A 14,190-nucleotide genomic window follows, 5' to 3' on the forward strand; every position below is an offset into this window, starting at 1 on the left:
AATAAATGAGAAAATGGTTTAAAAAACTTCTCAGTTGTTGGGAAGTAAAACAAGATGTTAGAGATTCTAAATCGAACTTACGTCAAAATCCACACCTAAAGGTTGTCTACAAAAAGGATACGAGTTTAGTGTTGGGATGTTTTAGTGTACTTACAAAAGGTAAAAAGAAAGTTCTTAATTGGAAAGGTAACGAATTGGTTATCGAAAATAAACCATTTCAGATCAGAAAAGAGCTTAGTAGAATTGAAAAAGAAGCTAAAAAGGCAAATAAGAGTGTTACTAAATACCTTGATGATACAATCAAACTACGAAAAGCTTCTAAATTTGTTTCTGAATACCTTCAATTAAGGAAAAAGTATTTAGCTTTGAGTAAGAGACAATTATATGCTCTTTGGGATGATACAAATATTGTGAGCAGAGAAGTCTTAAGTGAAAAAGAATTGTTTAATTTATATTTTAAATATTTCAATAAATATCTTCGAAGAAGTAAAAAAGGGAATAAACTAAAAAGTAGATTAGAAGGACGAAATTTTGCTGAGTTTGAAATCAAACGTTTTGATGATAATGGAAAATTAGTTGAAAGAACTTTGGAGTTATCACATTCAGGACCTGATAGAATAGATACAGACTTTTTAGACGTTGTAACAGATTCCAAATTTCTTAGAAATGTAGAAGATTTTGAAGGTGTGCGAAGAGGGTTAGATTCAGAAGTTCGTTTTATTTATAATTTTATTCAAGAGCATTTGCCTAAAAAAGGTACTTTTGAGATTACAACAAAAAATATCTTTATTGCTTGTGATAGTTGTAAACGAGAGCTGTTAATGTTGCAAGAGTTAATAAAGGATAGAGGGACAATAAAAGTTGTATCTGTTGATACTATTAAGGGTACTAGAGATTTAAAAAATTATTTAAGAATTAAATAATATGGAAATTAAATATTTAAAGAGTTTTGCGGATCATCCCACATTAGCTGGTTGGACGAATAAGGGGCTTAGTGTAGCTCAAATACAAAAGTTGGAAACTCAGTATTTAAATGGAGTTCAGTTTCCAAGTAGCTATAGAGAGTTTTTGTTTATAGCTGGAGAGCGTACTTATATTGAGGCAGATATATTAGATTGGGATTGGATGATAGAGGAAGCAGAAGAGCGATTTGAGGAAAATAATATTCCTTATTTTGAGAGGCCGATTTGGATTACGGATCAAGTTGACGCGTGTAATCAATTTGGTTTCATTTATTTAGATGAAAATGTTGAAGATCCGATAATTTATAACTGCCGTCCAGGGTATGTGAAATTAGGGGATAAACTCATTGAACCAAGGCCACAAGGGAAATTCAGTAATTATATTAGGACTTGTGTTGAAAGAGCTAAAGTAATCGATGATTCTTTGCGCAAAAGAAAGGAACAAGGACTTCTTTAATAATCGATTTGTTAATATCAAAACCGCTCAATCTGAGCGGTTTTTTTATGATATTTCCCCTTAAAAGATGATAGTTTTTACAAGCTTGTAAAACGATTTTAAATAGTTAATCTATTGATTTACTGGGGTGTTTTTGATGGAAAAGATTAGGGTTTAGAAGGGGTTTTTGATGTTTTTTATCCTATCTTTAAGATTGTTAAAACCAATTTAAAATTAAACACTGCTTCTTAACCAAGGCAGAACTTACACAAACACTCTTAAAACCATGAAGAAAACACTATCGTTTATCTTATGGATCGGTATGATCCTAAGTTATCCTATGTTTGCACAGCAAACTCCAAAAGAACAGGCTATTGAATATATAAACCTTAAAGGAGAAGTAATATTTGATATAACTATTAAAAACCCTTTGCAAATTCAATCTATTAGTCAGGGACTTTCAGTTGTTAATTATGATGAAAGCACTGGAATTCTAAAACTTATGGCTAATCAATCTCAATTTGATCAGTTTTTGCAAAGAAACGTCTCATTCACAGTTAGTAAAGAAGATAATATTGTTGGTTATCAAACCATGACTTCGGATCTTTCCGTAAAAGCTGCAACCTTTCCATTAACAGCCTATCCAACGTACACAGATTATGTAAGTATGATGAATGATTTTGCAACGAATAATCCTACTATTTGTCAGGTGGAAAATATTGGTGCAACTACAGAAGGGGATAAATCAATACTTTTTGTAAAACTTTCGGATAACGTATCGGCTAATGAACAAGAACCTAGAGTGATGTACACATCTTCTATGCATGGTGATGAGATCGCAGGATATCCAATGATGCTTAATCTTATTGATTTTTTGCTAAATACCTATAATGACGCTTCGCATCCAAGACATGCAGAAATTAAACAATTGTTAGATAATAATGAGGTATGGATTAATCCACTAGCCAATCCAGATGGAACGTTTAGAAATAGTGCGAATAATACTTCGGTAGCTAATGCTACCCGAGGGAATGCTAATAATGTAGATCTGAATCGAAACTATCCAGATCCAGATGATGGGCCAAATCCTGATGGGAATAGTCATCAGATAGAAACCCAACATTTTATGAATTTTGCAGCCGATAAACATTTTGTGCTATCTGCAAATTTTCACGGAGGAATTGAATTGATTAATTATCCTTGGGACACCTACGCTGGAGCACATCCAGATCAAGATTATTTTATTCACATCTCCGAGGAATATAGAGATTTTTGCCAGCAAAATAGTCCAAATGGATACTTTGATGCTCTTAACAATGGAATTACAAACGGATATGCTTGGTATGAAGTACAGGGAGGAAGACAAGATTATCAAATTTATTTTCATAAAGGAAGAGAAGTAACGGTAGAACTTTCGAATGCTAAAACTCCTCCCGCAAATCAATTGGTCAATTTTTGGAATTATAATCAAGAAGCACTTATCGGATTTTTGAAACAAGTCAATTATGGAATTCGAGGTGTGGTTACCGATGCAGTAACTAATCAGGCGATTGATGCAAAAATAACAGTAGTTGGAAAAGAGAATTATGAAACCTGGACTCCTACCGAATTACCAGAAGGAGATTATTACAGACCTATCAAAGCTGGAGTATATGACGTGCTTTATGAAGCAGAATGCTATGAGTCCAAAAGCATTACAAATGTGGTGATCGCTGATGATCAGGCAGTCATACAAAATGTGCAGCTAACTCCAATTGGAGCGGTAGCTCCAACAGGATTAACCGCATCTGCAGTACAGTCTAGTAGCGCTAGTTTAAGCTGGACAGGAAGTGCTGGAGCCACCTTTGATCTTAGATATAGGGAAATAGGAACGACAAATTGGACAGTAGTAAATCTATCTACAAATACGACTACACTTAGTGGATTATTATCAGAAACTACTTATGAAGCTCAAGTTCGTAGCATCTGTTCGGGAGCTACTACATCTCCTTATAGCGATGCTATCTCATTTACAACAACGGCAACTCCAGCATGTGCTGGAATTAGCACATTTCCGTATACAGAAGGTTTTGAAACCGATTTGGGTGTTTGGTTAAATGCTAATAATGACGATATAAATTGGACAAGAGATAGTAATGGAACTCCATCCAGTGGAACAGGACCGTCTTCTGCTCAAGAAGGATCTTTTTATTTATTCACCGAAGCTTCAGGGAATGGGAGTGGTTATCCGGGAAAAGTCGCTTTGTTAAAAAGTCCTTGTATTGATTTAGGAAACCTAAGTGGAGCTACCTTGGAGTTTGCGTATCATATGAACGGTACTAATATGGGGTCGTTAGAAGTATTAGTTAGTACAGATGAAGGAGCAAGCTACACATCTCTTTGGTCTAGAAGCGGAAGTCAAGGGAATCAATGGAATCAAGCATCGATAGATTTATCGTCGTATGCCGGATCTGTAATTGAATTTCAGTTTAAGGGGACTACTGGAAATGGATTCAGAAGTGACATAGCAATAGATGATTTTGCGATTATGTCTAGCACACCAGATACGCAAGCACCTTCCATACCAACAAACCTTACAGCATCAAATGTTACAGGAACAACTGTAGATTTATCTTGGAATCCATCTACCGATGACATTGGAGTATCAGTTTACGAAGTGTATCAGGGAACAACACTCTTTGCTAGTTCAACTTCTGTAAACACCACAGTAAGTGGATTAACCCCAAATACTACATATACATTTGTTGTGATTGCTAAAGATGCTGCAGGTAACAGTTCAGCCGAAAGTAACGACCTTACTATTACCACGACAGGAGTTGTAATTACTTATTGCGATAGTCAAGGTAATAACGTAAATGATGAATTTATTGATTACGTAAGTATTGGAGGAATTGATAATATTTCTGGAGCAACAACAGGATACTCTGATTATACAAACCAAACAGGAACAATTGCTTATGGACAAAACACTATTGTTCTTAGCCTAAATTACACTGGTACGGTATATACAGAATACTGGAATGTATGGATAGATTATGATCAGAGTGGAACTTTTGAAAGTTCGGAGAAAATTGTTTCAGAATCTACCAGAAGTGATGCAAATCAATCTTATGATTTCACGGTGCCTTCTAGTGCATTATCAGGAACAACGAGAATGAGAGTGACTTTAAAATATAATGCTACAGCTACTCCTTGCGAAACCTTTACCTATGGAGAGGTAGAGGATTATACCGTAAATATTGGTAGCGCAAAGGTGGTAACAACTATAAACAATACGGATGATTTTGATAATAATGCAAAACTTCGGTTATATCCTAATCCTGTAACGAACGGAATTCTTTTTATTGATGGAGTTAATGATTCAAATACAGAAATAAAAGTTTATAATTACGCAGGTCAAATACTAATAAATTCAAAGTTCAATAACGGAAAAATAGATGTAAGTAATTTATCTAATGGTCTATATTTGTTACAAGTTGGTGATCAGTCTGATAAAAGAATAGAAAGATTTATAGTACAATAGTTTTTCTGTTTTATAAGCAATAAAATATCTTTTTTAGAAGGTCAAAATTCAAAGAGTTTTTCTTTTGAATTTTGATCTTTTTTCATCCCGTAGTTGCAGTAGGTAGTGGGCGAAATTTTTCTCAAAACCTTAATGTATTCGTATATTTGTATACGCTTTTCAAAGCACTGTAAATCATTGATTTTGATGACGATTCAATGATCAGAGTGTATTAACAGTTTACTGTGTAATGTGCAAAAAAAGAACGGGTTTTTGGGTTCCTGCAGGTATTATAATTAAGCCTAAAAACTTCACTCTTTTTAAGTGCAATTAACCAAGTTCTGCGTAATTAAAAAGATTCAAAAAAAAGGCAAACATATCACCAGTTTTCGGAGTGAATTAAGTGTTTTTTTGAACAATATTATTTACGTGGGAGTAATCAATCATTTTTAACATGTGAAATAAGCCATGATTACTATGTAGGTAGTAACCTAGGTGGTTAATGGCAAATTACATCTGATAGTCAAATAAACTAAAAAAACAAAAAACAGATGAATATTTTAGAAATGGCGCTATCTCAGTATGGCGTTACGGAGATTAATGGCTCCAAAGATCATCCACAGATCATTTCCTATTTTAATGAACTTGGCTTTGATGGCGCTCAATTGCATGATGAAACTGCTTGGTGCAGTGCATTTGCTAATTGGGTGGCTAAAAAATCTGGTTATTCCTATTCTGGTAAGCTTACGGCTAGGAGTTGGCTTAATGTTGGACAATCTACAAACACTCCAGGTGTGGGAGATGTTGTAGTCTTATGGAGAGAAAGCCGAACCAGTTGGAAAGGCCATGTTGGTTTTTTTATCAAAGAAACAAAAGGATTTGTATATGTTCTGGGAGGAAATCAAAACAATAAGGTGTGTATTCAGGCATATCCTAAAAATCGAGTTTTAGAGTATAAAAAATTAACAAAAAATGGATAAGATTATTAATATATTATTTTGGCTGCTTGCGATCCTGTCTCCAGTGAATGGAGTGATGATGACAATGGTCTTCCTGATTCTGGTGGATTTTATTACAGGTTCATATGCATCCTATAAAAACAAAGTTCCTATAAGTAGCGAACGAATAAGTAATACGATCTCTAAATTTTTTATCTATAATTTGGTAATTCTAGCATCTTTCTTATTAGAAACTTTTATCGTAGATGAAGTTCCTTTTCTTAAAATAATTGCTGGATTTATAGCCATTACAGAGATAAAATCAATTTTAGAAAACTTCAATAAAATTTATGGGATAGACCTTTTTAAAGCTTTAGTTAGTATGCTAAGATCAGGAGGTATTTCTGAAACCATAAATACCATCTCTAAAGAAGGAAAAAAATAGAGAGATGATCAGAATCACTACACTTTAGATAACACAATCTTAGGTAAGCATTTGCGTATGAGTAATACCTGGCAGGTAGTTGCGTGGACGATTATATGATAAATTTTAGGATTGATACTAGCAAAAGTGTAGTGGTTTTTTTAATGAAATAGAATAATAACTAATAGAAATACATAAAGAATGTCTATAAAAACAAAAGAAGAATTAAAATCATATTTCGAAACTGGGGATATTCCAACAGAACAGCAATATGAAGAATTAATAGATGGTTTTTATCATAAAAATGAGGGAAAACTTGTAAAGAAGATAATAGAAGATAATGATGAAGCTGTTGTAGTTGAATTTACGGATGGAACCGTACTAAATATTTCTAACTCTTGGGATATTGACCAGATAAACGGATTGTTAGAGGCACTAACGAATAAAGTAACTGTTGAGGATGGTAAAGGATTATCTTCTAATGATTTTACAAACGAAGAAAAACAAAAATTAGCATCATTATCTTCAACTGGTGGTAATATCACAGTGGATAGTGTGTTATCTGACGCTTCTGTGAACCCCGTTCGAAATAATGCGATTACAGTTGCATTAAAAAATAAGGTATCTATAAATGAAGGTGAATATAGAGCATTAAAGAATTCTGTTTTGAAACACAATGTTAGAACTTATGCTAACGTAAAAGCAGATGAAATTACTTTTGATACTGATTTTATCGAAGTTGATAAATTGCTTGATACTGATGGTACATCCATAGGGAGTTTTTTCTTTGTAAAAAACGTGTATTCTTCTTCTACAGGAGCATTTGCCTATTTTAAAAATAAAGGTAAAGTTAAAATCAGAGCGAACAAACATCCTCTTTCTTTAATTGTGGATACCACAAAAGAAACTGTTTCCTATAATAATTATAAGGGTTATAGGATGCAATCGTATAGTGGTCCAATTACTAATAAACTTTTGGAAGATGTCTCTCTAAAATTTGAATTGATTTTCATAGAAACAGAAGCGGATCAAATTGAAGTAATGAAAGATCGTATGATAGAAAACATTGATATCGTAAACGGAAATTTACAATTAACGACTGCAACAAACCCTAGAAAGATAGTTGCTCAAATATCTCTTAAAAGTTTGAAAATAGCATTGGATAATGTGGTCTAATTCTGAGTAGTTCATTAATTCAAATAACTCTAAAAATACCAGATTGATGTACTTCAATCTGGTATACCTTTCTAATTTAAAATATATTCGAATGTGGTATAAAATGTCGAGCAATAAAGTGCTGTTGATTATTATTTTAGTCTTGTCTGTATATATTTTGGCTCAAAAACAATGTTCTTCTGATCAAAATATACAATCAGAAAGTACTAAAGTTACTGTTATGACAGATACTGTTTATCAGGTTAAAATAGACACATTTTATTTACAAACCGAGAAATATAAAACAGTGTATATTCCTAAAAAGGTAGCATCTACAAAAATTAATCTAAATGTTAAGGAAAAAGAAGCTTTAACAAAAGAAGAACAAGTTCTTTTTGAGGAAGCTAGAGAATACCGGGATACTTTATTTAAGGATGATCTAGAGATTTATAGTTACAATTTGTTAAAGGGAGAATTACTTTCCAGTAGTTTTTCTTATAAATTAAAAGTCCCTAGAGAAATTAAAATAACAAATACTATAGAGCACCCGAAGGCTTATCGAAGTGGTTTGTATGCTTTTGGAGAAGTAGGTGGTAATCAAAGACAGTTTAATAATATTAGTTTGGGACTTCAATATAACAGGAAAGGAGACTGGTTCATAAGCTATAGATCTAATTTTAGTAGATTATCTAATGTAACCCATCATATAGGAGTAGGGTTTCGAATAAAATAACCGAAGAAGATAAATAATCAGACCAAGGTTTATGATGCTTTGGTCTGATATATGTGTATGATTTTAACTAGCTGATTAAAGCTTTTTTTGTAATAATTTCAATACCACTATCGATTAAATGAGCGATAGAAGGCTTTGCTGTTTTAATATGATCTAGATGTTTTAAAATATGATCCGCAAAATTAGGGTCTCGATCATGAATAAGCTCATATATCTCAATAGGTAATAACCAATCTTCAGAATGATCTTTTTTTATAATCGCAAAAACCGCTTCCAGAGAAAATTTTGTGTTTTCACCATTTCTAACATTTTTTACAGCCTGATATAGAGCGTGTAATTCTTTTTCCTGATCGGTATATGACCTTTTTATGGTATTCATATTGGGATTATGAGTAATCATATCAAAAGAATAATCATCTGCAGGACCCGAAAAAGCAGAAACAATTTCTTTCCCTACAGCTAGGTCAAAAGTTCCCCATTCAGGTCTGAATAAGAACTCATCTTTATATTTGATAGTACATTCTTTAAACTGAATAAGGATAAGTTCTCCTTTGATATTACGCATTCCAGTAACGTTGATTCCAGCTACCGTAATACCACTTTCAAACTCAAATTCAATATGTTCTCCATCATAAAAGTTATAAGCTTTTAAATCTCTTGGAGACATGTTTTCTATCGCTAGATTAATTCCTTTTAGTTTTCCTAATGGGGATCTAAATCCATTTGGGTGTGCATCAATTCCTTGTCCAATTAATTCTTTTTCTCTAAAAGAAAGAGCAGTAGGACCTTCGGTTTCAAAATAAATAACTTCATTGTCTTCATTCTTGATCATTCTAGTAAAAACACCAGAGACTTGTAGACCAGTACTCAACTCTATAGTCCCTAAGTTTTGAGATTCTATTAGTTTTGCAAGTCCTCGATGACCTCCTTTTCGTAAGGCCATTGTATCAGCAAACTCTTCTAATACCTGACATAGATAAGCAAAATCAGGAGTTACAAAAAGCTGAGGTTGAGGTTTCGTAATGTCAAAATCTTGAAACGCAGCATCTGGATGATAAGAAAGTTTTGTTACATTATCAGTCATACACCACTCACTTTCTCCAATAGATGAGAGTAATCCTGCACCATAAATTTTAGGATCTTCCACTGTTCCTATTAAACCATACTCAACCGTCCACCAATGCAGATTTCTTATCAGTGCCATTTCAGAAGGTTCTGATTTTTGGTTTTGTAGTTCGTTTACCCTTTTTTCCGCATTTTCAATCTCTCTAGGATCTGTATCAGGAGATTCTTTTAGTATGGAAAGCGTTCTTACAGCGTCATACATATCGTAGTCTCTCTTTGAAGAAATCGCTTTACAGCCAATTTTTCCAAAACGACGGAGGTATTCTGCATAATCCGGATTAGCGATGATAGGAGCATGTCCTGCTGCTTCATGAATAATATCAGGAGCAGGTGTATATTCTATATTTTCAAGTTGTCGAATGTCAGAAGCAATAACTAATATGTTGTACGCCTGAAATTCCATAAAAGCATTTGGAGGAATAAACCCATCTACAGCTACAGCTGCCCATCCAATTTCTTTAAGAATTCTATTCATACCATACATACTGGGAATTTCATCAATAGAAATTCCAGTCTTTTCTAACCCTTTTAAATATGATTTATGAGCTACTTTGCTTAATGTAGCAATGTTTTTACGCATTACATACCTCCAAACAGCCTGATCTATAGGTGTGTATTCATCATAATTTTGCGGTTTGATGAACTGTTTAAGATGAGGTGGTAGTCTATCAAGTAAAGGATTAGATTCTATTGGTGATGACATGTATAAATCAAATTTTGTGTGCTAATTTTTGGATTCCGAAAAGTACTAGTTTTAAAACTAAGATTAGAATTAATTAACTAATTTTGTTAACGAACAGTAGGGTTTTATTCTAATATTATGTTATAATTATAGATAGTAGTTTAATTTTTGTTCGCTTTGTCCGTTATAAGAAAAAGATTGTCAATCTTATTAAGATTATATACAATGATAAGAAAATTTATATGTGTTAGCGTTTCATTACTTTTTACCGTAGTGGTATTTGGTCAGGTAACTAATGAACTTCCTAAAAGTTCAGAAGTACAATTTAGCAAAACATTAGATAATATAGAGATACCTTCTGTAAAGATGGCTTCTATAGATCTAGAGGCATTAAAGAGAGAAGACGCTATAAATGATCAGGATAAGTCTAAGGTATATCGATTCGGTCATGAGTTTAAAGTAGATCTTGGGATTGCAAATGCAGGAGTATGGACAGAATTGCCAAATGGAGATAGAATATGGAGGATACGAATCATATCGGAAGGTGCAAACACCTTAAATTTTGTGTTTAATTCGTTCAGACTTCCCGAAGGAGGAAAAGTTTTTTTATATAACGAGGATAAATCATTTCACCTAGGAGCCTACACAGATAAAATGAATAATCCAGATGAAACAATAGGAACCTGGCTTGCCGATGGTGATAATATAATAATAGAATATTATGAGCCAAAACCTGTTAGAGGTTTAGGAAAATTAAATATCGGTTCTGTAGTTCATGGCTACAGAAGTAAGAGTAACTTCCAGGCGTTTCAAAAGGGATTGAACACTTCTGGGGATTGTAATCAAGATGTAAATTGCCCTGTAGGATCTGATTTTGATAGTATTAAAGATATTGTAAAAAAAGCTGTGGGTATTATTCTGGTGGGAACAAATGGATTTTGTACAGGTACCTTGATTAATAACACTAGTAGAGATGGAGCACCATATTTTCTTACAGCGAATCATTGTGGTACTGCTAATGCTAATTGGGCGTTTCGATTTAATTGGATAAGTACAAATGCTGTTTGCGCAACCACAGAGGATAGTGTAGATAATGGTTCTTCTAATTATTTTCAAACTACAAGTGGTGCAACACCACTAGCGGTAAATCCAGAATCTGATGTGCAATTAGTAGAGATTACTGGCGGATTGGATCAAGATTGGGATATCGAATGGGCAGGATGGGATCGTACAGGAAATACTCCTGACTTTGTGGTCGGAATTCATCATCCAGATGGTGATATTATGAAAGTATGTCGAGAAGATATAAGTCCAACAATAGCTGATAATGTAAATATTGGAGGGATACCAGATCCCGTAGATACTTGGAGAGTAGATGATTGGGATTTAGGGGTAACAGAAGGAGGTTCTTCGGGTTCTGCGATTTTTGATCCACAAGGTAGAATAGTAGGGCAATTAGCAGGAGGAGGAGCCGCTTGTTCTGGAACAGATGATAATGGAGCACCTGATTTTTATGGACGATTTAGTATTTCTTGGGATTTCGGAACTACAGATGCTACCAGATTATCTAATTGGTTAGATCCAACAAATACGGGTCAAACAGCTCTTAATGCACTGTCACAAGGAAATGATCCTGATCCTGGAGAAGGTGGAGAACCGTCAACAGAGATTGTTCTTTATCCAAATCCTACGGAAGGAATGATTACAATTTCTGAAGAAGAAAGCACTTTTGATTATCTAGTATTTGATATTTTTGGTCAGGTAGTTGCTAGAGGACAAATTACTAATGAAAGAACCATAGACTTATCATCGATAGCTTCAGGAATGTATTTTGTATACATGGAAAACCTTTCCGAAGGAGGTGATTTTACTAAAAAGATTATAGTAGAATAAGAAAAGGATATTTTCCTTAAAGTTTTTTCTTAGCAGAAAGGATAGTTATGCCCTTGTGGTTCGTTAAATTAAGTGTATTGCCTTCTAAGTTTTTGTATTTCTCTTCTGCGAACACTTTAAAAAACTCTTTCTCTACATTAGATGTTTCTTCGCAATAGATTTTAGTACCTATTGGGAAACCAGTATTCAAAGAGTTTTTGTCTGCTATATAATCACAAGTGTAAGAATTACATCCCGAAAAACCAGAAATACTGTTTTTAGAAGTATCAAAAATCATAGTTAGTTTATACTCAGAAACGTCCTTTCCGTAGAGATTGGTAACCATGTAAGTACCATTAAGTTTGGATGTATCTTGGGCTTCTTTATTGTTAGAATTTACAGCATTTACGCTATTACAGTTAGTTAGTAATAGAAAAAAAGTAAACAATAAAGTATAATATTTCATAGGTTTTCGATTTTTATCAAAAAACGGAGTAAAGGATGTCGTATAATTTCTAATATAACAAATTTATTATATTTTTAGTGTTTAATCTGTAATCAAAACATGGAATAAGTTTTTTGTAATGTTTGATTAACAGTCGTAAAACCCCTGCGCCAATGAAACAAGAGAGTAGAAAGCAAGAAATTGTAAATGCTGCGGCAATTCTTTTTAAAGAGAAAGGTTATAGTGCAGTTACTATGAGAGATTTAGCCACTGCTATGGGAATCAAAGCTGCTAGCCTATATAATCATATCCAGTCTAAGCAAGAGATCTTATCCACGATTATAATAGAACTGGCTGAAGAGTTTACTACCGGAATGAATCAAATTGTAAATTCGGATCATAGTGCTATTCAAAAATTAGAAAACATAATAAGTCTTCATATAGATGTTACTTTGCGTAATTCGGATGGATTGGCTTCGCTAAATAATGATTGGATGCATCTGGAAGAAGATAATCTCCTATATTTTGAAAAAATGAGAAATGATTATGAGGAGAATTTTAGACAGATTGTGATTTCAGGGGTAAATACAAATGAAATAAAACCTAATAATATAGAGATCATAGTATTTTCAACTTTATCTACTCTTAGAACACTTTATTTATGGTATCCTAAGCAGAAGAATATAGAAGCAGATATTCTAAAAAAAGATATGATTTCGGTACTGTTAAAAGGCTTGGTTTAAAATTAACAATTAATTAGTTGTGTATAAAACTAACAATTGTTAGTTTTGTTATACTATAACGTTATAGTGTAGCATGTATGAGTGATTTTTACACAGTTAAAATAGCTGAGGTTCAGGAAGAAACAAAAGATTGTACCTCTATTACTTTCGAGATTCCTCAAAAGTTAAAAAACGTCTTTGCTTTCACACAAGGACAATATCTTACGCTAAAAACTAACATTGATGGAGAAGAAATAAGACGTAGTTATTCCTTATGTTCTAGCCCTGTTGAAGATGTTTGGAAGGTAGCGGTTAAAAGAATAACGGGAGGTGTTTTTTCTAATTACGCTTGTGACGTTCTAAAAGCTGGTGATGAATTAGAAGTGCTACCTCCTACAGGTAGTTTTTTTACTCCAGTAGATCATAATAGTGCCAAAAATTATATTGTTTTTGCTGCAGGAAGTGGAATAACTCCTATACTTTCTATTATTAAAACACATCTCGCGCTAGAACCTGATTGTACGTTTAAGCTGTTTTATTTGAACAGAAATGCGAAATCCATTATCTTTAAAGAAGAGATAGAAGCCTTACGAAATAAATATTTTGGTCGATTAGAGATATTTTATTTCCTAACTAAAGAGCATAGAGATATTCCATTGTTAAATGGAAGATTTACTTCTGAAAAGTTAGAGGATTTAACTACAAAAGTTTTTGATGTAAATAACATAGATGACTGCTTTATTTGTGGTCCTGAAGAAATGATATTTCTAATAAGAGACGAGCTGGTAAAGGCAGGAATGTCTAAAGAAAAAATTCATTATGAGCTGTTTTTTACTGGAGGTTCTGAAGAGAATCAGAAAAAGATAGCTGAGGTACTTGATAAAAAAGTTGATGGAACCGAAATAACGATTATCGATGGAGGAAAAGAATTTCACTTTGCCATGGATGATGATTACGATAATATACTAGATGGAGCACTTGCTGCGGGAGCAGATCTTCCTTTTGCTTGTAAAGGAGGTGTTTGTAGTACCTGTAAATGTAAGGTTGTAGAAGGAAGTGTGGAAATGAAAATTAATTATGCTCTCGAAGAAGATGAGGTAGCCAAAGGTTTAGTGCTTTCTTGTCAAGCTGTTCCTACTGCCGAAAAAGTGGTAGTAGATTTTGATGTTTAACATTCTTAATGACTCGCTTCGT

General features: G+C 33.4%; 12 protein-coding genes. 10 read left to right on the plus strand and 2 right to left on the minus strand.

What is annotated here, in order from left to right; genetic code table 11:
* Nucleotides 1-5 precede the first annotated feature (5 nt).
* From Q1A73_RS12690 to Q1A73_RS12720, 7 genes are all read left to right on the plus strand, one after another.
* Nucleotides 6-923 carry a hypothetical protein gene (locus tag Q1A73_RS12690; RefSeq protein ID WP_299606119.1) on the plus strand — a complete coding sequence of 306 codons (918 nt, stop codon included), beginning with the start codon at nucleotides 6-8 and terminating at the stop codon, nucleotides 921-923.
* A gap of 1 nt (nucleotide 924) precedes the next feature.
* Nucleotides 925-1,419: an SMI1/KNR4 family protein gene (locus Q1A73_RS12695; RefSeq protein WP_299606121.1), complete on the plus strand. Its 495-nt coding sequence runs from the start codon at nucleotides 925-927 to the stop codon at nucleotides 1,417-1,419.
* Nucleotides 1,420-1,684: 265 nt separating this feature from the next.
* Nucleotides 1,685-4,921 (plus strand): M14 family zinc carboxypeptidase, encoded by a 3,237-nt coding sequence (locus tag Q1A73_RS12700; protein ID WP_299606124.1) that lies wholly within the window; start codon nucleotides 1,685-1,687, stop codon nucleotides 4,919-4,921.
* Nucleotides 4,922-5,451: 530 nt separating this feature from the next.
* Nucleotides 5,452-5,880 (plus strand): TIGR02594 family protein, encoded by a 429-nt coding sequence (locus Q1A73_RS12705; RefSeq protein WP_299606127.1) that lies wholly within the window; start codon nucleotides 5,452-5,454, stop codon nucleotides 5,878-5,880.
* Nucleotides 5,873-6,283: a phage holin family protein gene (locus tag Q1A73_RS12710; protein ID WP_299606130.1), complete on the plus strand. Its 411-nt coding sequence runs from the start codon at nucleotides 5,873-5,875 to the stop codon at nucleotides 6,281-6,283. The genes Q1A73_RS12705 and Q1A73_RS12710 overlap by 8 nt, the downstream gene beginning before the upstream one ends.
* Before the next feature lie 180 nt (nucleotides 6,284-6,463).
* Nucleotides 6,464-7,438: a hypothetical protein gene (locus tag Q1A73_RS12715; RefSeq protein WP_299606133.1), complete on the plus strand. Its 975-nt coding sequence runs from the start codon at nucleotides 6,464-6,466 to the stop codon at nucleotides 7,436-7,438.
* A 91-nt stretch (nucleotides 7,439-7,529) separates the two neighbouring features.
* Nucleotides 7,530-8,150, plus strand: a complete 621-nt coding sequence (locus tag Q1A73_RS12720) for a hypothetical protein (protein WP_299606136.1) — start codon at nucleotides 7,530-7,532, stop codon at nucleotides 8,148-8,150.
* A gap of 67 nt (nucleotides 8,151-8,217) precedes the next feature.
* On the opposite strand, the gene Q1A73_RS12725 is transcribed toward Q1A73_RS12720, so the two are convergent.
* Nucleotides 8,218-9,978, minus strand: coding sequence for an aromatic amino acid hydroxylase (locus tag Q1A73_RS12725; RefSeq protein WP_299606138.1), 1,761 nt, complete (start codon nucleotides 9,976-9,978; stop codon nucleotides 8,218-8,220).
* Nucleotides 9,979-10,182: 204 nt separating this feature from the next.
* On the opposite strand from Q1A73_RS12725, the gene Q1A73_RS12730 reads away from it, so the two are divergent.
* Nucleotides 10,183-11,850, plus strand: a complete 1,668-nt coding sequence (locus Q1A73_RS12730) for a T9SS type A sorting domain-containing protein (protein ID WP_299606140.1) — start codon at nucleotides 10,183-10,185, stop codon at nucleotides 11,848-11,850.
* A 16-nt stretch (nucleotides 11,851-11,866) separates the two neighbouring features.
* Here the strand turns inward: Q1A73_RS12730 and Q1A73_RS12735 are convergent, their stop codons facing one another.
* On the minus strand, nucleotides 11,867-12,295 hold the full coding sequence (locus tag Q1A73_RS12735; RefSeq protein WP_299606142.1) for an META domain-containing protein: 429 nt from the start codon (nucleotides 12,293-12,295) through the stop codon (nucleotides 11,867-11,869).
* A 152-nt stretch (nucleotides 12,296-12,447) separates the two neighbouring features.
* Between Q1A73_RS12735 and Q1A73_RS12740 the strand changes: the two genes are divergently transcribed.
* Nucleotides 12,448-13,017 carry a TetR/AcrR family transcriptional regulator gene (locus tag Q1A73_RS12740; RefSeq protein WP_299606144.1) on the plus strand — a complete coding sequence of 190 codons (570 nt, stop codon included), beginning with the start codon at nucleotides 12,448-12,450 and terminating at the stop codon, nucleotides 13,015-13,017.
* 77 nt (nucleotides 13,018-13,094) lie between these two features.
* Nucleotides 13,095-14,168, plus strand: coding sequence for a 1,2-phenylacetyl-CoA epoxidase subunit PaaE (paaE, locus tag Q1A73_RS12745; RefSeq protein WP_299606146.1), 1,074 nt, complete (start codon nucleotides 13,095-13,097; stop codon nucleotides 14,166-14,168).
* The last annotated feature ends 22 nt before the right edge of the window (nucleotides 14,169-14,190 follow it).

It is taken from the genome of uncultured Aquimarina sp. (assembly GCF_947492115.1).
Lineage (GTDB): Bacteria > Bacteroidota > Bacteroidia > Flavobacteriales > Flavobacteriaceae > Aquimarina.